General features: G+C 70.2%; 23 protein-coding genes. 7 read left to right on the plus strand and 16 right to left on the minus strand.

The window, feature by feature from the left end; genetic code table 11:
- Positions 1 to 2: 2 nt before the first annotated feature.
- Positions 3 to 404: a hypothetical protein gene (locus ASC79_RS14935; RefSeq protein ID WP_056022915.1), complete on the minus strand. Its 402-nt coding sequence runs from the start codon at positions 402 to 404 to the stop codon at positions 3 to 5.
- 249 nt (positions 405 to 653) lie between these two features.
- Between ASC79_RS14935 and ASC79_RS14940 the strand changes: the two genes are divergently transcribed.
- From ASC79_RS14940 to ASC79_RS14955, 4 genes are all read left to right on the plus strand, one after another.
- The gene (locus tag ASC79_RS14940; RefSeq protein ID WP_056022912.1) at positions 654 to 1,787 is read left to right on the plus strand and encodes a Re/Si-specific NAD(P)(+) transhydrogenase subunit alpha; all 1,134 of its coding nucleotides are present in this window, start codon (positions 654 to 656) and stop codon (positions 1,785 to 1,787) included.
- 14 nt (positions 1,788 to 1,801) lie between these two features.
- On the plus strand, positions 1,802 to 2,119 hold the full coding sequence (locus ASC79_RS14945; RefSeq protein WP_056022909.1) for a proton-translocating transhydrogenase family protein: 318 nt from the start codon (positions 1,802 to 1,804) through the stop codon (positions 2,117 to 2,119).
- A gap of 15 nt (positions 2,120 to 2,134) precedes the next feature.
- Positions 2,135 to 3,556: an NAD(P)(+) transhydrogenase (Re/Si-specific) subunit beta gene (locus ASC79_RS14950; protein WP_056022906.1), complete on the plus strand. Its 1,422-nt coding sequence runs from the start codon at positions 2,135 to 2,137 to the stop codon at positions 3,554 to 3,556.
- A 315-nt stretch (positions 3,557 to 3,871) separates the two neighbouring features.
- Entirely contained in the window at positions 3,872 to 4,612 is a 741-nt protein-coding gene (locus ASC79_RS14955; protein WP_056022903.1) for a M23 family metallopeptidase, read from the plus strand.
- Here the strand turns inward: ASC79_RS14955 and ASC79_RS14960 are convergent.
- Positions 4,609 to 5,025 carry a hypothetical protein gene (locus tag ASC79_RS14960; protein WP_056022899.1) on the minus strand — a complete coding sequence of 139 codons (417 nt, stop codon included), beginning with the start codon at positions 5,023 to 5,025 and terminating at the stop codon, positions 4,609 to 4,611. The genes ASC79_RS14955 and ASC79_RS14960 overlap by 4 nt on opposite strands.
- 58 nt (positions 5,026 to 5,083) lie before the next feature.
- Here ASC79_RS14960 and ASC79_RS14965 point away from each other — a divergent pair, with 58 nt between their 5' ends.
- Positions 5,084 to 5,965: an alpha/beta fold hydrolase gene (locus ASC79_RS14965; protein ID WP_056022896.1), complete on the plus strand. Its 882-nt coding sequence runs from the start codon at positions 5,084 to 5,086 to the stop codon at positions 5,963 to 5,965.
- Here ASC79_RS14965 and tilS read toward each other — a convergent pair.
- From tilS to ilvD, 9 genes are all read right to left on the minus strand, one after another.
- A complete protein-coding gene (gene tilS / locus ASC79_RS14970) occupies positions 5,962 to 7,179 on the minus strand; it encodes a tRNA lysidine(34) synthetase TilS (RefSeq protein ID WP_056023691.1) in 1,218 nt (405 codons plus the stop codon). The two genes, ASC79_RS14965 and tilS, sit on opposite strands and share 4 nt — an antisense overlap.
- Positions 7,176 to 8,018 carry a tol-pal system protein YbgF gene (gene ybgF / locus ASC79_RS14975; protein WP_056023688.1) on the minus strand — a complete coding sequence of 281 codons (843 nt, stop codon included), beginning with the start codon at positions 8,016 to 8,018 and terminating at the stop codon, positions 7,176 to 7,178. Before ybgF ends, tilS begins: the two co-directional genes overlap by 4 nt.
- A gap of 122 nt (positions 8,019 to 8,140) precedes the next feature.
- Entirely contained in the window at positions 8,141 to 8,692 is a 552-nt protein-coding gene (gene pal / locus ASC79_RS14980; RefSeq protein WP_056022892.1) for a peptidoglycan-associated lipoprotein Pal, read from the minus strand.
- Between the two features lie 131 nt (positions 8,693 to 8,823).
- A complete protein-coding gene (tolB, locus tag ASC79_RS14985) occupies positions 8,824 to 10,119 on the minus strand; it encodes a Tol-Pal system beta propeller repeat protein TolB (RefSeq protein WP_056022890.1) in 1,296 nt (431 codons plus the stop codon).
- A gap of 17 nt (positions 10,120 to 10,136) precedes the next feature.
- On the minus strand, positions 10,137 to 10,943 hold the full coding sequence (locus tag ASC79_RS14990; RefSeq protein ID WP_056022887.1) for a hypothetical protein: 807 nt from the start codon (positions 10,941 to 10,943) through the stop codon (positions 10,137 to 10,139).
- A 7-nt stretch (positions 10,944 to 10,950) separates the two neighbouring features.
- Positions 10,951 to 11,427 carry an ExbD/TolR family protein gene (locus tag ASC79_RS14995; RefSeq protein WP_056022885.1) on the minus strand — a complete coding sequence of 159 codons (477 nt, stop codon included), beginning with the start codon at positions 11,425 to 11,427 and terminating at the stop codon, positions 10,951 to 10,953.
- A 5-nt stretch (positions 11,428 to 11,432) separates the two neighbouring features.
- Positions 11,433 to 12,134, minus strand: coding sequence for a protein TolQ (gene tolQ, locus ASC79_RS15000; RefSeq protein ID WP_056022883.1), 702 nt, complete (start codon positions 12,132 to 12,134; stop codon positions 11,433 to 11,435).
- Positions 12,135 to 12,263: 129 nt separating this feature from the next.
- Positions 12,264 to 12,722 (minus strand): tol-pal system-associated acyl-CoA thioesterase, encoded by a 459-nt coding sequence (ybgC, locus tag ASC79_RS15005; protein ID WP_056022880.1) that lies wholly within the window; start codon positions 12,720 to 12,722, stop codon positions 12,264 to 12,266.
- Between the two features lie 55 nt (positions 12,723 to 12,777).
- Positions 12,778 to 14,625, minus strand: a complete 1,848-nt coding sequence (gene ilvD / locus ASC79_RS15010) for a dihydroxy-acid dehydratase (RefSeq protein WP_056022877.1) — start codon at positions 14,623 to 14,625, stop codon at positions 12,778 to 12,780.
- A gap of 102 nt (positions 14,626 to 14,727) precedes the next feature.
- Here ilvD and ASC79_RS15015 point away from each other — a divergent pair, with 102 nt between their 5' ends.
- Entirely contained in the window at positions 14,728 to 15,630 is a 903-nt protein-coding gene (locus ASC79_RS15015) for a LysR family transcriptional regulator (RefSeq protein WP_200937207.1), read from the plus strand.
- On the opposite strand, the gene ruvB is transcribed toward ASC79_RS15015, so the two are convergent.
- Genes ruvB through ruvC form a run of 3 tightly spaced genes read right to left on the minus strand, consistent with a single transcriptional unit; the run spans position 15,627 to position 17,802 of the window.
- Positions 15,627 to 16,658, minus strand: a complete 1,032-nt coding sequence (gene ruvB, locus ASC79_RS15020) for a Holliday junction branch migration DNA helicase RuvB (protein ID WP_369817320.1) — start codon at positions 16,656 to 16,658, stop codon at positions 15,627 to 15,629. The two genes, ASC79_RS15015 and ruvB, sit on opposite strands and share 4 nt — an antisense overlap.
- A 5-nt stretch (positions 16,659 to 16,663) precedes the next feature.
- Positions 16,664 to 17,281, minus strand: coding sequence for a Holliday junction branch migration protein RuvA (gene ruvA, locus ASC79_RS15025; protein ID WP_056022865.1), 618 nt, complete (start codon positions 17,279 to 17,281; stop codon positions 16,664 to 16,666).
- Positions 17,278 to 17,802: a crossover junction endodeoxyribonuclease RuvC gene (gene ruvC, locus ASC79_RS15030; protein WP_056022862.1), complete on the minus strand. Its 525-nt coding sequence runs from the start codon at positions 17,800 to 17,802 to the stop codon at positions 17,278 to 17,280. The genes ruvA and ruvC overlap by 4 nt, the downstream gene beginning before the upstream one ends.
- Positions 17,803 to 17,945: 143 nt before the next feature.
- On the opposite strand from ruvC, the gene ASC79_RS15035 reads away from it, so the two are divergent.
- Entirely contained in the window at positions 17,946 to 18,146 is a 201-nt protein-coding gene (locus tag ASC79_RS15035) for a hypothetical protein (protein WP_056022860.1), read from the plus strand.
- On the opposite strand, the gene ASC79_RS15040 is transcribed toward ASC79_RS15035, so the two are convergent.
- Positions 18,143 to 18,934, minus strand: coding sequence for a site-2 protease family protein (locus ASC79_RS15040; RefSeq protein ID WP_056022858.1), 792 nt, complete (start codon positions 18,932 to 18,934; stop codon positions 18,143 to 18,145). The genes ASC79_RS15035 and ASC79_RS15040 overlap by 4 nt on opposite strands.
- On the minus strand, positions 18,931 to 19,632 hold the full coding sequence (locus ASC79_RS15045) for a type I pantothenate kinase (RefSeq protein ID WP_056022855.1): 702 nt from the start codon (positions 19,630 to 19,632) through the stop codon (positions 18,931 to 18,933). Before ASC79_RS15045 ends, ASC79_RS15040 begins: the two co-directional genes overlap by 4 nt.
- Between the last annotated feature and the right edge of the window lie 3 nt (positions 19,633 to 19,635).

Here is a 19,635-nt window from a genome sequence, read left to right on the forward strand (position 1 = left end):
GGTCAGCAGCCCTTTTCGGTCATCAGGGACCTGACGCGTTCGAGGCGCTGATCCTCCGGTCCGGACGGCGGCGCGGCGCCGCCCTCAGCGGCGGAGGACGCGGCCTGCGAGCCGACCGCCCGCATCGTCTGCTGGGCGAGCAGGGTCCCGTGGCCCGCGTCGGCGCGCGCGATCAGGGCGGGACCTGTGGAGGCGAGGGCCGAGCCGGCGAAGCCCATGAACTTGCGGCCGGCTTCGGCGCGCTGGGCGCGGCGGACCTGGGCGGCCTCCAGCTTCGTGACTTCGGCGGAGAGCGCCTCGCAGGTCAGGGCGTCGTCGCCGGCGCGGACTCCGTCTTGCGCCAGGGCGGGCGAGGCGGCCGCCAGCGTGAGCGCCGCCGAGAGTGCGATTGCAGTTCTGTTCATAGGTCACCGACTTTTTCTGGATTGAGCGGGAGACCGGTGGCGCGGATGAGGTTGCGGGTCAGCAATCGTTCGACGGGCCTCGACCTCGGAGCGACCAGAGGCGACGCACGGTCGACAAACCCTGAAAGCTAAAGGGGTTGATCCTCAAACATTTGTTTGAAAGCTGCCGGCGTCGTCGCTAGACAACGGATCGCGGCGGCCTCTATGGTCGCCCACAGGCAGGGAACGAGTAGGGGGATAAAGGGGCGCATGACGACGATCGCCGTCACCAAGGAACGCCGCGCGGGGGAGACGCGCGTGGCCGCGACCCCCGAGACCGTCAAGAAACTCATCGCAGCCGGATATTCGGTCGTGGTCGAGGCCGGCGCGGGCAAGACCGCAAGCTATCTCGACGCCGACTATGAGGCGGCCGGCGCGACCCTCGCCAAGACCGCGAAGGACGCCATCGGCAAGGCCGACATCCTGTTCAAGGTGCGCGCGCCGGTGGACGAGGAGATCGCGGCGTTGAAGAGCGGCGCCATCGTCGCCGCGACGCTCAACCCCTATGTCGACAAGGACGCGCTGCAGGCGCTGGCCGCCAAGGGCGCGACCGCATTCGCCATGGAGTTCGTGCCGCGGATCACCCGCGCGCAGGTGATGGACGTGCTGTCCTCGCAGGCCAACCTGGCCGGCTATCGCGCCGTGATCGAAGGCGCCGAAGCCTATGGCAAGGCCCTGCCGATGATGATGACCGCGGCCGGCACGGTCGCGGCCGCCAAGGTGTTCATCATGGGGGTCGGCGTCGCCGGCCTGCAGGCGATCGCCACGGCTCGGCGTCTGGGCGCGGTGGTCACCGCCACCGACGTGCGCCCCGCCACCAAGGAGCAGGTCGAGAGCCTGGGCGCCAAGTTCCTGGCCGTCGAGGACGAGGAGTTCAAGAACGCCCAGACCGCCGGCGGCTACGCCAAGGAGATGAGCGCCGAGTACCAGGCCAAGCAGGCCGAGCTGCTCACCAGCCACATCGCCAAGCAGGACATCGTCATCACCACGGCCCTGATCCCCGGCCGCCCGGCTCCCAAGCTGGTCAGCGCCGCGCAGGTCGCGTCGATGAAGCCGGGCTCGGTGCTGGTCGACCTGGCCATCGAGCAGGGCGGCAACGTCGAGGGCGCGAAGCTGAACGAGATCGTCGAGACCGCGAACGGCGCCAAGATCCTCGGCAAGGCCAATCTGCCGGGCCGGATCGCGGCCGACGCCAGCGCGCTCTACGCCCGCAACCTGTTCGCTTTCTCCGGGCTGTTCCTCGACAAGGAGGGCAAGTTCGCGCCCGACTACGAGGACGAGATCCTGAAGGCCGCGCTCGTCACCCAGGGCGGCGCCATCGTCCATCCCAACCTGACCGCCTGACCGGAGCAGCAACCATGGAAGCTGTCGATCCTACCGTCTTCCGCCTGGCGATCTTCGTCCTGGCGATCTTCGTGGGCTACTACGTCGTCTGGAGCGTGACGCCCGCCCTGCACACGCCGCTGATGGCGGTGACCAACGCCATTTCGTCCGTGATCATCGTCGGCGCCCTGCTGGCCGCCGCGGCGAGCGGAACGGACGGCGAGCTGACCCAGAACGTGCTGATCTCCAAGGGGGCCGGCGCCGTCGCCGCAGCCTTCGCGGCGGTGAACATCTTCGGCGGGTTCCTCGTCACCCAGCGCATGCTGGCCATGTACAAAAAGAAGCAAAAGTAGAGGGAGCGGGGGGACATGAACGCTAATCTCGCCGCCATCGCCTACATCGTTTCGGGCGTCCTATTCATCCTGGCCCTGCGCGGGCTGTCGTCGCCGACCACCAGCCAGGCGGGCAACCGCAACGGCATGATCGGCATGGCCATCGCCGTCGGCACGGCGCTGCTGACGCTCTGGGGGCAGGGCAAGCTGGACGCCCTGACCCTGGGTCTGATCCTGGGCGGCATCGCCATCGGCGGCGCAGTCGGGGCGGTCATCGCCCGCAAGGTCGCCATGACCTCGATGCCGCAGCTGGTCGCCGCCTTCCACAGCCTGGTCGGCATGGCCGCCTGTCTGGTGGCGGTCGCCGCGATCCATACGCCGCAGGCCTATGGCATCGCCACGGCCGACGGTCATGTGCACATGACCTCGCTGATCGAGCTGTCGCTGGGCCTGGCCATCGGGGCGATCACGTTCACCGGTTCGGTGATCGCGTTCGCCAAACTGAACGGCAACATGTCGGGCGCGCCGATCCTGCTGCCGGCCCGCCACCTGCTGAACATCCTCATCGCCCTGGCCATCGTCGGCCTGGTGGTGGTGCTGGTGATGAGCGGCGGCCAGGCGATCTGGGCGTTCTGGGCCATCTTCGCCCTGGCGCTGCTGATCGGCGTCACCCTGATCATTCCGATCGGCGGCGCGGACATGCCGGTCGTGGTGTCGATGCTGAACAGCTATTCCGGCTGGGCGGCGGCGGCGCTGGGCTTCACGCTCGAGAACGTCACCCTGATCATCACCGGCGCGCTGGTCGGCTCGTCGGGCGCCATCCTCAGCTACATCATGTGCAAGGGGATGAACCGCAGCTTCATCTCGGTGATCCTGGGCGGCTTCGGCGCCGACGACAGCGCCGCGGCCGGCGCCGGCGGCAAGGTCGAGACCCGGCCCGTCAAGCAGGGCTCGGCCGACGACGCGGCGTTCATCATGAAGAACGCCAGCAAGGTGATCATCGTCCCGGGCTACGGCATGGCGGTCAGCCAGGCGCAGCACGCCCTGCGCGAGATGGCCGACAAGCTGAAGGAAGAGGGCGTCGACGTGAAGTACGCCATCCACCCGGTCGCCGGGCGGATGCCGGGCCACATGAACGTCCTGCTGGCCGAAGCCAACGTCCCCTATGACGAGGTGTTCGAGCTGGAGGACATCAACTCGGAGTTCTCCACCGCCGACGTCGCCTTCGTGATCGGGGCCAACGACGTCACCAATCCGGCCGCCAAGACCGACCCGACCAGCGCCATCTACGGCATGCCGATCCTGGATGTCGAAAAGGCGCGCACGGTGCTGTTCGTGAAGCGCGGCATGTCCTCGGGCTATGCCGGGGTCGAGAACGAGCTCTTCTTCCGCGACAACACGATGATGCTGTTCGGGGACGCCAAGAAGATGGTCGAAGGGATCCTCAAGGGCCTCTGATCGTCGAGCATCAGAGGTCACTGCGGAGGGGGCGCGTCCAGGGCTGGACGCGCCCTTTTCGCTGCGCGGAGCATTCCTACAGTGAAGTTGAGTGTAGGCATAAGTAACGTCGCCACGTCTTGAGCGTGCGGCGGCATGGTTCCGTGGCGCGACAATATGCGCCACATGATGATCGTCATCCCGCCCTGTTTTGGGTTAAAAGACCGGCCATCAGCTTCCCCGCATGTGCGGGGCGTCGTCGCAGCTTGGCCACATAACCTCTAGTGGCCGCGTGTAAAGCTCGACTGTACTGGAAGAGGTCGCTTCTTGAATTCGATGAGCTTGGCCGCGCACAGCGGCATGCGGCATATTTGGGTCGAGGGCCTGTTGGCGGTCGCGCTGACGCTCAGCGTCGTGACCGCCGCCTATGCCACCACGCAGTTCTCGCCGCCCGCCGTCGAGCAGAAGCCAGCCTACGCCAAGGTGGTCGCCGAGGTTCCGCCTCCGCCGCCCCCGCCGCCCGCCTTCGAGTTCGGGGAGCCGGCGCCCGGCCACAAGATCAATTCGCCGTTCGGCCTGCGCAAGATGCCCTGGGAAAGCCGCGGCCGCCTGCACCAGGGCGTCGACATCGCCGCGCCGTCGGGGACCAAGGTGGTCGCCGTCGAGGACGGGGTCATCGTCGGGGCCGGGAGCAGCCCGTCCTATGGCCGCTATGTCGAGGTCAAGCACGAGAACGGGCTCAGCAGCTTCTATGCGCATCTGGGGCGCATCGATCCGGGCGCGAAGCCCGGCGTCGCCGTGACCGGCGGCGCGGTCATCGGGCGGATCGGATCGAGCGGGGTCTCCACTGGCCCGCACCTGCATTTCGAAATGCGCCGGGGCGACACGCCGCTGAACCCGACCGCCTTCATCGGGCGGCAGTTCGCGACCGCCGAGGACCTGCCGCTGAAGACGGCGGCCTATTATTCCAAGAAGGTCCGCGTCGCGCAGGTTGCGAACGTCCCCGCCTCCAAGCGCCAGAAGGGCGTGCGGACCGAGGGCGGCCGGGTGATGGCCAGCCTGGAAGTCGGCGGCTAGAGCGTCCGGCGCAGGCCGAAGGCGCGATCGGCGACGAAACCGGCGAACAGGATCGCAACGACCGCGCCGGCCGCCATCCATGCCGGGTGCGAGATCGTGGTCATGTTGAACACCGACAGCGCCAGGACGACGAGGGTGACGATGCGCCCGGCCCAGGCGCGGCGGCCGGCGATCAGGTTGCCGGCCGAGGCCCCGCCCAGGGTTCCCAGGAACCAGGCCAGCAGCACGGCGATCTTGGCCGCCAGCGGGATCTTGCCCATGGCGGCGGCGAGCTGAGCCGGGTCGGTGAGGTTCACGCCCGGCGGCGGGGGGAAGATGGTGTGCCCGACGCCCTCGACCGCCAGAATGATGAGCATGCCGACGATCACGCCGAGCACCGCGCCCAGGGCAACCCGCAAGATCGTCCGCAACATTCCAAGCCACTCCTAGTTTGAGCGGCAACCTCGACTAGATTGGAGCGATGCTCAAGGTATGCAGATGACGGCCCAGCGTTTTCACCCGTCCAGGGGCCAATTGGTGGACATCGGCGGCCGCCGGATGCGGGCGGCCCTGGCCGGGCCTGACACCGACCGGCCCCTGATCGTCCTGGAGTGCGGGGCGTTCGGCTGCGCCGCCGACTGGGCGGTGGTTCAGGAGCGACTGGCGGCCCGGGGCCTGCGCAGCCTGGCCTATGACCGGGCGGGCCTGGGATACTCGGACCCGAGCCCCGAGCCGCGGGACGGCCGCGCGATCGCCGCCGACCTGGAGGCGCTGCTCGCGCGGCTCGGGGAGACCGGGCCGATCGTCTATACCGGCCATTCGATGGCCGGGCTGATGGCGCGGGTTTTCGTGCCGCGCAATCGCGAGCGGGTGCTGGGCGTGGTGCTGGTCGACGCGGTGACGCCGGAGATGCTGGACGTGCGCCGCACGGCGGCGGGGATCCATGCCTATCGCGGGGCGATGAAGCTGGTCGGGGCGTGGTCCTCGGCAGGCTTCATGCGGCCGGTCTCGCTGGTGATCGGCGACCTGATCGGCCTGGAGGGCGAGGCGCGCAAGGAGAAGCGCCGCATCTACGGCTCGGCCAGCCACACGCGATGGGCGGCCGAGGAGGTGGTGAACTGGCCGCGCACCTCGGCGCTGGGCTGCGAGGCCGGCGGCTTCGAGCCCGAGCTGCCGGTGGCCGTGGTCACGGCGGGCGGCGCGGAGGTGCAGGCGCGGCTGAAGGCCCTGCAGGTCGTGCCGGCGCAGCGCTCGCAGCGGGGCTATGTCGAGCACGTGAGGGGCGCCAACCACGCCAATCTGCTGGGCAAGGCCTTCGCCGATCCGATCGTCACCGGGGTCGAGCACGTGCTGCGCGCGGCGGAACGGGCCTAGACTTCGCGGTCGATCACGCCGCCGGCGGCCAGCAGCCGCTCGCGCACCAGGCTGGCGGCTTCGACGCCGGGCGTCGGGGCGAGCACCGGGCAATAGGCGTGGCGGCCTTCCAGCATGACCGGCAGGGCGGCGCGGGCGCGGGCCGGGATGGCGCGCAGGGCCTCGCGCTCGGCCGGCGGGAGCTGGGCGGCGTGGCCAGCCAGCGGCGCGATGACCGCGACCCGCTCGGCGGCGATCTCGAAGCGGCCGTCCCAGACGGCGCGCTCGCCGGGCGCGAGCATCAGGTCGGCCAGGCCGGTGCGGATCAGCTCGCCCGGCTCACGCATGAAGAGGACCTGATCGTCGCGCGCCTGGATGCGGGCGCCGGCCAGGGTGGTGGTGAACGGCTCGGGCCGGGCCAGGTGGTCCATGACCCGCGCCAGCCGGTCGGCGCGCGGCGGACGGGCGGTCCCGGCCGCGCAGAGGGCGGCGGCGGCGGCGAGGCGCGCGGGCAGCCCGCTCCGCGGCAGCATGACGACGCCGGCGGCGTCGACCTGGGCGCGAGCGGTCAGCTCGGCGAATTCGGGCGGCGGCGGCTCGGGGGCGGCGGCGTCGCCGGGGGCGGCCGCACGGGCCCTGGCGCGGGCGAAGCGTAGATCGTCATTGGACGGATCATCGATCCAGGTCTCGCCCTCGGCGGCGAGCCAGTGGCGGATCTGCGCGCGGCTGCAGCCCAGCATCGGCCGCAGCAGGAAGACGCCGCGGCCCTCCGGCCAGACCGGCGAGGGCGCCCACTCGCGCGGCGAGGGCGTGGTCGAGCCCTCGGCCCGCATGGCGGCGGCCTCGGCCAGGTCGCTGGCGGTGTGGCCCAGCAGCACGACCCGCGCGCCCAGGCGGCGCGCGGCGTCGGCCAGCAGCCGGTGGCGCGCGAGGCGGGCGGCGGCGGGCACGCCGCTGGCCGGCTTGTCTCCGGTCCAGGCCAGGGCGTGGAACGGCGCCCCGAGCCGCGCGGCCAGTGCGGCGCACTGGGCGGTCCAGGCGGGGCTGTCGGGGTTGAGCCCGTGGTCGACGGTGAGGATCAGCAGCCGCCGGCCGTGGGTCTTGGCCCAGGTGTCGGCGATCAGCGCCAGGGCCCGGGAATCGCCGCCGCCCGAAAGCGCGACGGCGACAGGGGCGGGCGATCGCGCGGCGAGCCTGCGGTCGAGGACGGCGTGGACGCCGGCGACGAGACTCAGGCCGAGCACTTGGCCTGGGTGCGGGCCTGGGCCGCGCGGGTCTGCACGGTGGTCGAGGCCTTCGGGTAGCGGCGGGCGAGCTCGGCCAGGGTCTGGCAGGCGTCGGCGGGCTTGTTCAGGGCGATCAGCGAGCGCGACAGCTCGAGCACGGCGTCGGGCGCCCAGGTGGTGGCGGGCCAGCCGCGGATCGCGGCGATGTACGATCCGGCCGCATCGGCATGGGCGCCGCGCGCGGTCAGGGTCTTGCCCAGCCAGTAGCGGGCCTCGGGCGCCTTGGCGTTGTCGCCATAGGCCGAGACATAGTCGCGGAAGCCGGCTTCGGCGCCGGCATAGTCGCCGGCCAGCATCGCCTGACGCGACTGGCTGAAGGCGTCGTTGGCCGAGAGGCCGGCGGTGGGCGCGGTCGGGGCGGGCCCGCCCGCCAGGCCGCCGGCGGGAGCCGAGCCGGTCGAGGCCAGAGCCCCGCTCTCAAGGTTGGCGATGCGGTCGGACAGCGACCGGTTCTCGCCGCGCAGGGCGTCGGCCTCGCGCTTGGCGAGCTCGGCCTGGCGGTTGGCGTTCTCCAGCTCGCCGGTCATCCGGGTCATGGACTGCTCCATGTCGGCGAGGCGGCGGGTGACCTCCTGGAGCTGGTAGTCGGTCTCGGCCGGCTGCACGACGACGGGCTTTCCGGAGTCACGGCCCTGGAACACGATCGAGCGCAGTTCGCGCATCACCTGCTCCATGCGGTCCAGGCGGCGTGCGTCGCGGGCGTCCAGCGGGTCCATCGGGACCTGGGCGACGGCGGTCGAGGCGATCAGGGCGAGGGCCAGCGGCAGGGCGAGACGGGTAAGCTTCATGGTCGGCATCATCTGCAAAATCGGACGGCCAAATTGGGGCGCTTGGTGGGACATGCAAAGTAGAGCGCAAATGCAAAGAGGGGACCCGAAGGCCCCCTCCCGCAATTCACAAACAACGCGGCTTACTGAGCGCCCGAGGTGATCGCCGTGTGGGCGTTCCGGTTACGCTGGTAGGCCTCGTCATTGGCGCCCGCATCGATCGGACGCTCCTTGCCGTAGGACACGGTCGAGATCCGTGACGGCTGGACGCCGCGCTGGACCAGGTACTCGCGCACCGAGTTGGCGCGGCGCGAACCGAGGGCGAGGTTGTACTCACGGGTGCCGCGTTCGTCGGCGTTGCCTTCGATGCGGACCTGGACGTTCGGATAGCGCACCAGCCAGGCGGCTTGCGCGTCCAGCAGCGGGCCGGCGTCGGCGCGCACGCTGTAGCTGTCGAGGTCGAAATAGACGCGGTCACCGACGTTGACGGCGAAGTCCTGCATCGAGCCCGGGATCACCGACGAGGTCGGCGGCGGCGGGGCGGGCGCGGGCTCCGGAGCAGGCGCGGGGGCCGGCGCGGGCGTCGGTTCCGGCGCGGGGGCCGGCTTCGGGCGCGAGGCGCAGGCGGTGACCGAAATGGCGGCGGCTGCGACCAAGCTCAGTCGAAGGGCGTGCTTGATACTGAAGCTCTGCACGTTGGCTTCTCCTTTTAATAAGTTACGACGACGGCGGGTCCCCACAGCCAGTTCTTTGTTCTACCCGGCTTTGCCGTAGCCGGACATTTCAAAAGACCGTCCGAGGGGAAAATTGCACCTGATAACACTGGTTAATTGAGCAGCGGCGACCAGGCAGGGTCAGATCCGGAGCCTGGATAGGGCGCTGCGCGCTCGATCCGGCCGGTGACGTCCACGGTCCACAAACGCGGAGCTCCACCAGGCGTTTCGCGGCTGAACATCAGCACGCGGCCATTGGGCGCCCAGGTGGGGCCTTCATCGAGGTAGCTGCTGGTCAGGATCCGCTCTTCCGAACCGTCCGGCTTCATGACCCCGATGTGGAACTGGCCGCCGTCCTGCTTGGTGAAGGCGATGTAGTCGCCGGTCGGACTCCAGACCGGCGTGGTGTAGCGGCCGGACCCGAAGGAGATGCGCCGCCCGCCGCCGCCGCTGGCGTCCATGACGTAGAGCTGGGCGCTGCCGCCGCGGTCGGAGTTGTAGACGATGCGCGCGCCGTCCGGCGAGAACGAGGGCGAGGTTTCGATCGACGGGTCGGAGGTCAGGCGTGAGGTCGTGCGGCTGCGCAGGTTCATCACATAGACATCGGTGTTGCCGGCCCGCTCGACCGAGAAGGCCACGCGGCCGCCGTCGGGCGAGAAGCGCGGGGCGAACACCATGCCCGGGAAGTTGCCGAGGGTCTCGCGGCGGCCGCTTTCCAGGTTGAACAGGTAGATCGAGGACCCTTCCGGCCGCAGGGCCATGTAGGTGATCTCCTGGCTGGTCGAGGAGAACCGCGGGGTCATGACGATGTAGGAGCCGTCGGTCAGGTAGGACGGGTTGGCGCCGTCCTGGTCCATGATCGCCAGCTGCTTGCGACGGTTCAGGCGATCGCCGCTCTCGGACACGAAGACCACGCGGGTGTCGAAGTAGCCCTTCTCGCCGGTCAGGCGCTCATAGACGGCGTCGGAGATCTTGTGCGCCACGCGCCGCCAGTTGTCGGGCGTCGAGGTGAACTGAAGGCCCAGCAGCTGCTGCTCGGAATAGATGTCCCACAGGCGGAAGTTCACCGTCAGGCGTCCGCCCTCGACCGTGACCTGGCCGTTCACCAGCGCCTGGGCGTTCAGGGTCTTCCAGTCGGGGAAGCGCGGCTGGACGTTGACGTCCATGGCCGTCTCGATGTGCGCGGCCGGCGGGATCGGCGCGAAAAGGCCCGAGCGTTCCAGGTTGCCGGTGATGACCTGGGCGATCTCGGCGCCTTGGGGGCCGTTGAAGGTCGGGATGGCGATCGGCAGAGGCTTTACGTCGCCGCGATTGATGTCGACTTCGATCTGCGCGTGGGCCGGCGCGGTGATCGCCGCCGATGACAGCAGCGCGGCGACGAGCGCCATGGCCATGGTCCTCAGGCGCATAGGGCGGTTCTCCTTGTTCACGAACAGGCCTCACTGGTCTTGAAGTTCAGGTCGAAGCGCTGGCCGTAGAGCGAGCGGGGCAGCCGGGTGAACGGGGCCGCCGCATAGACCGCCCGGATCGCGCGTTCGGCCGCGGCCCTGACCACCGGATCGGCGGAATTCTCGGCGCCGTGGGCGCCGACCTGGCCGACGACCTGGCCGCCGCCGCCGAGGGTGAACGACACCTTCAGCCGCACGTCGCGTCCGCCCTCGACGTTGCAATTGGGGTTCCAGCGCTTCTGGATCTCATCGCTCATGCCGGCGATCGCGGAGGCGGCCTGGCCCGAGCCGAGGTCGGGCCGCGCCTCGGGCGCGGTCGCCTGGCGCGCCGGACCCTTGGCGGCCGACGAGCGCTGGGCGCCCGGGAGGCTGGCGGCCAGGGCGTCTAGGTCGAGGCCCTTTTCGGCCTTGGGCGCGGGCTTGGCGGGCGCCTTCTGGGCGGGTTTGGCCGGAGCAGGTTTGGGGGTCGGAACCGGTTTAGGCGCGGGCGCCGGCGCGGGCTTGGGCGGGGTTGGGACCGGCTGCGGAGTCGGCGCGGGTGCGGCCGGCGGGGCGGGCGCCTCGGGGACCGGCTCCTCGGTCTGGGCCGGGGCGTCTTCCGGCCCTTGTTCAGCCGGCGCCAGGTCGGTCACCGGCGCATTGGCGACGATGTTGATCGGCACGGCCGAGCCGAGCGGCAGCTGTTTGGCCCACGGCCACGAGATCAGGGCAGCCCCGATCACCCCTGCATGGAGCAGGGCGGAGGCGAGCATCGCGCCGGAGAATTCAGACCTTTCCCGAGCCATCAGCGCCTCAGCGCGGCTCGCCGCCCGAAGACGGTCCGCCGGTGTCGGTTATGAGGTTGATGGTGGTGAAGCCCGAGGTCGAGAGCGCGGCCATCACCTGGGCCACGCTGGCATAGGACGAGCGGCCGTCGGCGCGGACATAGATCGGACGCGCCGTGTCGTCGCCGGCCATGGCGCGCAGGCGCGGGGCGAGGCTGGCGAAGGGCACGGCCTCCTCGCCGATGAACAGGGCGCCGTCCTGGCCGATGGAGACGGTCAGAGGCTCGTTCTGGTCCTCCATGGCGCCGGCTTCGGTCTTGGGCAGCTCGATCTCCACGCCGCTGGTCAGCAGCGGGGCCGAGACCATGAAGATGATCAGCAGCACCAGCATCACGTCGACCAGCGGGGTGACGTTGATCTCGGACAGCGCGCCGCGCGAGCGGCGGCCGCGCCGACGGCGCGAGCCGCCGGGGGCGGAGAAGGCGTCGTGGGAGGAGAGCGCCATGACCCTTAGCCCCGCTCGGCCAGGCGGCGCTGGATGGCGGTGGACAGGTCGTCGGCGAAGCCCTCAAGCCGGCCGGCGTACTTGCCGGCGTCGGTCGAGAACTTGTTGTAGGCGATGTAGGCGGGGATCGCGGCGATCAGGCCGATGGCGGTGGCGAACAGCGCCTCGGCGATCGACGGAGCAACGACCGCCAGGTTGGTCGACTTTTCCACGGCGATGGCCTGGAAGGCCTTCATGATCCCCCAGACGGTGCCGAACAGGCCGACGAACGGCGAGGCGGTGGCGACGATGGCCAGCGAGCCCAGGCCGTTCTCCACGCGGGCGCTTTCGCGGGCGATGGTGGTGTCGAGGGCGCGGTCGATGCGCTGGATCAGGAAGGCGGTCTGGCTCTCGGAGACCAGGCCGCGGGCGCGGGCGTCGCGCCATTCCTTGAGCGCGCCCTGCAGCATGCGGGGCAGGGCCTGGGTCGGACGCTCGCCGGCCTCGGCGGCGATGTCCTCCAGCGAGCGGCCCGAGGAGACCTGGTCCTCGAAATCGCTGGCCTGCTTGTTGAGCTTGGTGAGGCGGAAGGCCTTGTCGAGGATCACCGTCCAGGACCAGAGCGAGGCCAGGATCAGGCCGATCATCACGGCCTTTACGACCCAGTCGGCGCGGATGAACAGATTGATGAAGCTAAAGCTGTCGGCGGTGATCGCAGCGGGGTCCATGCGCTCGTAGGGCTCCGTAGAAATGTCAGGCGCACGACTTCAAGCCGCCCGCGGTGGCGAACTTAAGGCCATGCCTTCTGGTTAACCGACCTCTAACGCCGAAATGGTGAAGGCGGTTTTACGAATTCCTTACGCGAAGAACGGGCGCAGGGTTTCCAGCATGCCGGCGGGCGGCTTGCGCGGGCGGCCGGCCAGATCGATGCAGGCGGCCTCGACCTTGGCGGCGCAGATCAGCTCCTCGCCGCGCGTAATCCTCTGGCTGATAAAGAGCCGCGGGCCCCTGGCGGAGTCGTAGGTGGTGCGCACGGCCAGGGCGTCGTCGATGCGGGCGGCGCGCTTGAAGTCCAGTTCCATGCGCACGATGGCGAAGGCGGCCGGATCGTCCCGGTCGAGCAATTCGGCGTGATGAACGCCGGCGACCCGGAGGAAGTCGGACCGGCCGCGCTCGAAATAGCGGACGTAGTTGGCGTGATAGACCACCCCGGTGAAGTCGGTGTCCTCGTAGTAGACGCGGACCGGCAGGACATGCTCGCGGCCGTCGATGACGCCTGCAGTCGGGATCGGGGCTGTGGGGATCGGGGTCTGCATGGGCCCTAGGTTTAGGGACGCGGCGCCGTCTTGAACAGCGCCGCGCCGGGATAGGCTACTCGACCTGGCTGACGTCGCGGACCGCGCCGCGGGCGGCGTTGGTGGTCATGGCCGCGTAGGCGCGCAGGGCCGGGGAGACGACGCGCTTGCGCTCGGCGGGCTTCCAGGCGGCGGCGCCCTTGGCCTGCATCGCCGCGCGGCGCTCGGCCAGAACGGCGTCGGAGACGTCGAGCTGGATGGTCCGGCCCGGAATGTCGATGACGATGCGGTCGCCGTCCTCGACCAGGCCGATGAGCCCGCCCTCGGCGGCCTCGGGCGAGACGTGGCCGATCGACAGACCCGAGGTGCCGCCGGAGAAGCGGCCGTCGGTGATCAGGGCGCAGGCTTTGCCCAGGCCCTTCGATTTCAGGTAGCTGGTCGGGTAGAGCATCTCCTGCATGCCCGGGCCGCCCTTGGGGCCTTCGTAGCGGATGACGACCACGTCGCCGGCGACGATCTTGCCGGTCAGGATGGCGCTGACCGACTCGTCCTGGCTTTCGAAGACGCGGGCCGTGCCGGTGAACTTCAGGATCCCCTCGTCGACCCCGGCGGTCTTCACGATGCAGCCGTCCTCGGCGAGGTTGCCGGACAGAACGGCCAGGCCGCCGTCCTGGGAGAAGGCGTGCTTGGCTTCGCGGATGACGCCGCCCTGGCGGTCGAGGTCGAGTTCCTTCCAGCGGCGGTCCTGGCTGAACGCGGTCTGGGTGGGAACACCGCCGGGGGCGGCGCGGAAGAAGGTCTGCACGGCCTCGCTGTTGGTGCGGCTGATGTCCCAATGGTCCAGCGCCTCGGCCATGGACTTGGAATGGACCGTGGGCAGGTCGGTGTGCAGCAGGCCGGCGCGGTCGAGCTGGCCCAGGATGGCCATGATGCCGCCGGCGCGGTGGACGTCCTCCATGTGCACGTCGGCCTTGGCCGGCGCGACCTTGGAGAGGCAAGGCACCTTGCGCGACAGGCGGTCGATGTCGGACATGGTGAAATCGACCTGCGCCTCGTGGGCGGCGGCCAGCAGGTGGAGCACGGTGTTGGTCGAACCGCCCATGGCGATGTCGAGGCTCATGGCGTTTTCGAACGCCTTGAACGAGGCGACCGAGCGCGGCAGCACCGAGGCGTCGTCCTGCTCGTAGTAGCGGCGGGTGATGTCGACGATCAGGTGGCCCGCTTCCAGGAACAGGCGCTCGCGGTCGGCGTGGGTGGCCAGGACCGAGCCGTTGCCGGGCAGCGACAGGCCCAGCGCCTCGGTCAGGCAGTTCATGGAGTTGGCGGTGAACATCCCCGAACAGGAGCCGCAGGTCGGGCAGGCCGAGCGCTCGATGGCGGCGACTTCCTCGTCGGAGACATTGTCGTCGGCGGCGGCGACCATGGCGTCGACCAGGTCGAGGGCGACTTCCTTGCCCTTGATGATGACCTTGCCGGCTTCCATCGGCCCGCCGGAGACGAACACCGTCGGGATGTTGATGCGCAGCGAGGCCATCAGCATGCCCGGCGTGATCTTGTCGCAATTGGAGATGCAGACCATGGCGTCGGCGCAGTGGGCGTTGACCATGTATTCGACGCTGTCGGCGATCAGCTCGCGCGAGGGCAGGCTGTAGAGCATGCCGTCGTGGCCCATGGCGATGCCGTCGTCGACCGCGATGGTGTTGAACTCCTTGGCGACGCCGCCGGCGCGCTCGATCTCGCGCGCGACCAGCTGGCCGAGGTCCTTCAGGTGCACGTGGCCGGGCACGAACTGGGTGAACGAGTTGACCACGGCGATGATCGGCTTGCCGAAGTCGGAGTCCTTCATGCCGGTGGCGCGCCAGAGGCCGCGCGCGCCGGCCATGTTGCGGCCGTGGGTGGTGGTGCGTGAGCGATAGGTCGGCATCGGGTCGGTCCTGACGAGTTTGCGCGCCTCACCCGTAGCCAATCGCGTGATGTTCGTGAAATATATTACGCGAGGCGAATTAGGTCGCCTGAGATATCAGACATGGACACGCGCCAGCTTCGGCATTTCAGGGCGGTAGCCGAGACGCTGCATTTCGGCCGCGCGGCTGAGCAGCTCGGCATGACCCAGCCGCCGCTCAGCCAATCGATCATCGCCTTGGAGCGCGAGCTCGGCGCGCCGCTCTTCGTGCGCACCAAGCGGCAGGTGGCGCTGACTCCGTTCGGCGAGCAGTGGCTGGAGCATGTGAGGGCGGCGCTGGAGGGGCTGGAGGAACTGCCGGAAACGGCGCGCCAGCTGCGCGACGGCGAGACCGGGCGCCTCGAGTTGTCGTTCGTCAGCACCGCCGACTACAGCATCCTGCCGACCCTGGTGCGGCGCTATTCGGCCCTACATCCCGAGGTCGAGATAGCGCTCAGCGAGGCGACCAGCGACCTGCAGATCGCCGCCCTGCTGGAGGGTCACGGTCACGCGGGGATCGTCATCCCGCCGCCGGGCGGATTGCCGGGCCAGTTGAGCTATCGGCGGCTGCTGGTCGAGCCGCTGGTGGCCGCCGTGCCGCAGAGCTGGGTCGACGAGGGGCGGCTGGCGCACGAGGGCGGGCGGCTGGCGGCCGACGCGCTGGTCGGGGCGGCGGGCGTGATCTTTCCGCGGCGCGTGGCGCCGGCCTTCTATGACCTGGCCATCGAGACGCTGAAGTCGCTGACCGGCGGCGCCCGCATCGTGCAGGAGGCGATCCAGATGCAGACCATCATCAGCCTGGTCTCGGCGGGGATCGGCGTGGCGCTGGTCCCGGCCTCGCTGCGCCATCTGGCGCGGACGGGCGTGCGCTATATGAGCCTGCCGGGCGAGGGGCCCTATCTGGAGAGCGGCCTGGTCTGGCGCAGCGACGACGCGACCCCGACCTTGCGGCGGTTCCTGGACGTGGCGCTGCAGCCGTTGGCTTAGTCGTCGAACAGGGTCGCCTGGCCGGCGCCGGGCGGTTGCGGCGGCGGGGTCAGGCCCAGGTGGGCGTAGGCCTTGGCGCAGGCGACGCGGCCGCGCGACGTGCGCTGGATGAAGCCCTGCTGCAGCAGGAACGGCTCGATGACGTCCTCGACGGCGTCCCGGGCCTCGGCGATGGCGTAGGCGATGGTCTCCACCCCGACTGGCCCGCCGCCGTAGTTGTCGATCATCGCCTGAAGGTAGCGGCGGTCGAGGGCGTCGAGCCCGGCCTGGTCGACGTCGAGCCGCGCCAGGGCGCGGGCGGCGGCCTTGCCGTCGATCACCTCGACCCCGTCGGCGGAGGCGAAGTCGCGGACCCGGCGCAGCAGGCGGCCGGCGACGCGAGGCGTGCCGCGCGAGCGGGCGGCGATCTCGCCGGCCCCGTCGGGACTGAGCGACAGGCCCATCTTGGCGGCGGCGCCGGCGAGCACCTTGGAGAGCTCGGCGTGGGTGTAGAACTCCAGCCGCAGCGGAATGCCGAAACGGTCGCGCAGCGGCGTGGCCAACAGGCCCGCGCGGGTGGTGGCCGCGACCAGGGTGAACGGGGCCAGGTCGATGCGGATCGAGCGGGCGGACGGCCCCTCGCCGATCACCAAGTCGAGGACGTGGTCCTCCATGGCCGGATAGAGGATCTCCTCGACGTTGGCGGCGAGGCGATGGATCTCGTCGATGAAGAGGACGTCGCGCGGTTCGAGGTTGGTCAGGATCGCGGCGAGGTCGCCGGCCTTGGCCAGCACCGGGCCGGAGGTGGCGCGGAAGTTCACGCCGAGCTCGCGGGCGACGATCTGGGCCAGGGTGGTCTTGCCCAGGCCTGGCGGCCCGAACAGAAGCACGTGGTCGAGGGCCTCCTCGCGGGCCTTGGCGGCCTCGATGAAGACCTTGAGGTTGCCCTTGGCCTGCTCCTGGCCGACGAACTCGGCGAGCGTCTGCGGCCGCAGGGCCTTGTCGTGGACGACCCCGCCCTCGAAGGGCTGGGCGTCGGGCGAGACGATGCGGGTCAACGCCCCAGCTCCTGCAGGCCGGCCTTGATCAGGGCGGGGATCTCGGCGTCCTCGCCCAGGCGCAGGGCGGCCTGTTCGATCACGCGGCGGGCGTTGACCTCGGCGACGCCGAGGCCGAGCAGGGCGGCGACCGCCTCGCCGACCGCGCTGGGCGGCGGCGCGGCGGCGGGGTTCAACGCCTGGGCGTGGAAGGCGGCGACCGGGCTGTCGCTGAGCTGCTTGTCCTTGAGCTCGGTGATCAGGCGCAGGGCGAGCTTGGGGCCGACGCCGTTGGCGCGGCCGAGCGCGGCCTTGTCGTCGCGGGCGACGGCGGCGGCGAGGTCGGGCGGGGCGAGCACGTCGAGCACGGCGAGCGCGGCCTTGGGGCCGACGCCCTGGATGCTCAGCATGGTGACGAAGCAGCGGCGCTCGTCACGGCCGAGGAAGCCGTAGAGCTTCATGCCGTTCGATTCCGACCAGATGCTCTCGATGTGCAGCACGGTCTCCTCGCCCAGCGCCGGCAGGTGGCCGAGCGCGCGCGAACCGCAGCGCACGACATAGCCGACCCCGGCCACGTCGATCAGGGCTTCTTCCTCGCCGACCTCGGCGACCAGTCCGCGCAGACGGCCGATCATGCGGCGGCTCCGATGCGGCGAAGCTTGCGGTGGTGGGCGTGGGCGATGGCCACGGCCAGGGCGTCGGCGGCGTCGGCGGTGGTCTTGCCGGCGGTGGGCAACAGGCGCGCGATCATGAAGCCGACCTGGTCCTTCTCGGCCGCGCCGGTGCCGACCACGGATTTCTTGACCACGGTGGCGGCGTACTCGGCGACCGGCAGCCCGGCGCGGGCCGGGACGATCATCGCCATGGCGCGGGCGTGGCCGAGCTTGAGGGCGGAGGCGGCGTTGTTGTTCATGAAGGTCTCCTCGACCGCCGCCTCGTGCGGGGCGTGCGTCGCGACGACCTCGCTGATCGCCTCGAACAGCACCAGCAGGCGCTCGGCGAACGGCAGGCTGTCCTTGGGGGCGATCACCCCATGGGCGACGTGGGCCAGGCGCGAGCCGTCCACGGCGATCACCCCCCAGCCTGTGCGGCGCAGGCCGGGATCGAGGCCGAGAATGAGCAAGGGGGCGGGCATGGGAATCGGCGCGTTCGTCATCTGTTCCAACGAGGGATACAGGACGTCGCCAGGGTTAAGCAAACGTTGAGGCGGAGCTAGGGGAGACGCCCTAGGGGGCCCCAATCGACGGAACTGAGGGCTCGGGCGGCGGGTTGGCTTTTCCGTACAGGGAAGGACGCGCCATGGACTATCGGCTCTATGTGCTGAACTCCGCGGGCAAGTTCGCGGACGTCGAGGAATGGGAGTGCGCCTCCGATCAGGCGGCGCTCGACAAGGCGGCCCATCACCGCCACGCCTTCGGGGCTGAACTCTGGCAGGGCAAGCGCCACCTGAGCACCCTCGCCGGGCCGATCACGGCCGGGGCGGGGGACCGAGCTGCTTAGGACTGCCAGAACCGGAAGGCCTCCCAGCCGGCCTGGATCAGTTCGCGGGGCAGGCCGGCGATGTCCGTCAGCATCAGGGCGGGCGCGAAGATGATCGCCGAGGCGCCCGGCAGCAGGAAGATCAGCAGGAAGAGGCCGACCATGGCGAATCCCTCGACCTTGCGCAGCGGCGCGCGCACGGCGTCGGGCAGGAACGGGCGGATCACGCCGTAGCCGTCCAGGCCTGGGACCGGCAGCAGGTTGAGCACGAACGCCGTCGCCTGCAGGAAGGCCAGGAAGGCGAGCGCGTCGCAGAGCATGCGCGCGTTCGGGGTCGTCAGGGTGAGCGCCACGACCCAGATCAAGGCGATCAGCACGATCATCACCAGCAGGGTGCCGAGCGGGCCGGCCAGCGAGGCCAGCGAACGCCACCAGCGGCTGCGCATCAGATCCTCGCGCAGATAGACCGCACCGCCCGGAAAGCCGATGCCGCCGAGCACGACGGCCAGGATCGGAATGACGATGGAAACCCCGACGTCGACGTACTTCAGCGGATCGAGGGTCAGGTAGCCCTTGGCGCGGATGGTGTGGTCGCCGGCCTTGTGGGCGATGAAGGCGTGGCCGAACTCGTGGACCATGACCGCCAGGATCCAGCCGAGGATCACGAATACGAAGGTCGCCAGGCGGGCCGCGAACTCCGACGGCGCCACGGCCAGGAACGCCCCGGAGGCCAGCCAGGCGGCGACCAGGATGAGAGCGTTGGGGCTGATCGCGGGCCGCGCCGCGCCGGTGTCGAAGTCCTGGGTCATGGGCGGCTCACGGAGGCGATGGCGTGGTCGGCCGCCTTGGCGACGACGAGGTCGGCGCGGCTGCGGGCGTGGATGATGTGGTCGTGCAGGTTCTTCAGATTGACCTCGCGCCAGACCATGCGGGCTAGGCCGTCGGTCTGCTCGCGGTCCATGTGACGGAAGCGGGCGTAGAACGAGGCGGGGTCGTGCTCGGCCGCTTCCCAGAGCTCCAGAAAGCGCGCGACGTACCAGCGCTCAAGGTCGACCTCGTCGGCCTCGAGGTAGATCATCGCGTCGAGCAATGCGGCCGGACCGGTGTCGGGATGGCGCAGGGTCAGGCCCTCGATGACCAGCACGTCGGGCGGGGCCAGGCGGCGGGTCAGGGCCGGGTCGATGTCGTAGGTCACGTGCGAATAGGCCGGGAAGTCGGCCGGGCCGCTGCGGACGGCGGTGAGGGCCGCGCGCAGCGCGCCGTGGTCATAAGTCGCCGGGACGCCCTTCTGGCTGAGCAGGCCCTTGGCTTCCAGCACGGCGTTGGGATGCAGGAAGCCGTCGGTGCAGGCGATCTCCACCGCTGCGCCGTCAGACGCGAGATGGTCGCCCAGCGCCTGGGCGAAGGTGCTCTTGCCCACAGCCACCGAACCGGTGACGCCGACGATGAACGGGCCGGACGCCGGCCGCAGCGGACGGAGCAGGTCGGCGATGTGGGACAGGCTCACGGG

This window comes from Phenylobacterium sp. Root1290, assembly GCF_001425305.1.
Lineage (GTDB): Bacteria > Pseudomonadota > Alphaproteobacteria > Caulobacterales > Caulobacteraceae > Phenylobacterium.

Bases quoted from the DNA above. Each gene is read 5' to 3' on its own strand.
- ASC79_RS15035 (WP_056022860.1), top strand. From the start codon at position 17,946: ATGGACTATCGGCTCTATGTGCTGAACTCCGCGGGCAAGTTCGCGGAC.
- ASC79_RS14960 (WP_056022899.1), bottom strand. From the start codon at position 5,025: ATGTTGCGGACGATCTTGCGGGTTGCCCTGGGCGCGGTGCTCGGCGTG.
- ASC79_RS15015 (WP_200937207.1), top strand. From the start codon at position 14,728: ATGGACACGCGCCAGCTTCGGCATTTCAGGGCGGTAGCCGAGACGCTG.
- tolQ (WP_056022883.1), bottom strand. From the start codon at position 12,134: ATGGACCCCGCTGCGATCACCGCCGACAGCTTTAGCTTCATCAATCTG.
- ASC79_RS15040 (WP_056022858.1), bottom strand. From the start codon at position 18,934: ATGACCCAGGACTTCGACACCGGCGCGGCGCGGCCCGCGATCAGCCCC.
- ASC79_RS14950 (WP_056022906.1), top strand. From the start codon at position 2,135: ATGAACGCTAATCTCGCCGCCATCGCCTACATCGTTTCGGGCGTCCTA.
- ASC79_RS14945 (WP_056022909.1), top strand. From the start codon at position 1,802: ATGGAAGCTGTCGATCCTACCGTCTTCCGCCTGGCGATCTTCGTCCTG.
- ASC79_RS14955 (WP_056022903.1), top strand. From the start codon at position 3,872: ATGAGCTTGGCCGCGCACAGCGGCATGCGGCATATTTGGGTCGAGGGC.
- ybgF (WP_056023688.1), bottom strand. From the start codon at position 8,018: ATGAAGCTTACCCGTCTCGCCCTGCCGCTGGCCCTCGCCCTGATCGCC.
- tolB (WP_056022890.1), bottom strand. From the start codon at position 10,119: ATGCGCCTGAGGACCATGGCCATGGCGCTCGTCGCCGCGCTGCTGTCA.
- ASC79_RS14940 (WP_056022912.1), top strand. From the start codon at position 654: ATGACGACGATCGCCGTCACCAAGGAACGCCGCGCGGGGGAGACGCGC.
- ASC79_RS14935 (WP_056022915.1), bottom strand. From the start codon at position 404: ATGAACAGAACTGCAATCGCACTCTCGGCGGCGCTCACGCTGGCGGCC.
- ASC79_RS14965 (WP_056022896.1), top strand. From the start codon at position 5,084: ATGCAGATGACGGCCCAGCGTTTTCACCCGTCCAGGGGCCAATTGGTG.
- ybgC (WP_056022880.1), bottom strand. From the start codon at position 12,722: ATGCAGACCCCGATCCCCACAGCCCCGATCCCGACTGCAGGCGTCATC.
- ruvA (WP_056022865.1), bottom strand. From the start codon at position 17,281: ATGATCGGCCGTCTGCGCGGACTGGTCGCCGAGGTCGGCGAGGAAGAA.
- ASC79_RS14995 (WP_056022885.1), bottom strand. From the start codon at position 11,427: ATGGCGCTCTCCTCCCACGACGCCTTCTCCGCCCCCGGCGGCTCGCGC.
- ASC79_RS14990 (WP_056022887.1), bottom strand. From the start codon at position 10,943: ATGGCTCGGGAAAGGTCTGAATTCTCCGGCGCGATGCTCGCCTCCGCC.
- ruvC (WP_056022862.1), bottom strand. From the start codon at position 17,802: ATGACGAACGCGCCGATTCCCATGCCCGCCCCCTTGCTCATTCTCGGC.
- ilvD (WP_056022877.1), bottom strand. From the start codon at position 14,625: ATGCCGACCTATCGCTCACGCACCACCACCCACGGCCGCAACATGGCC.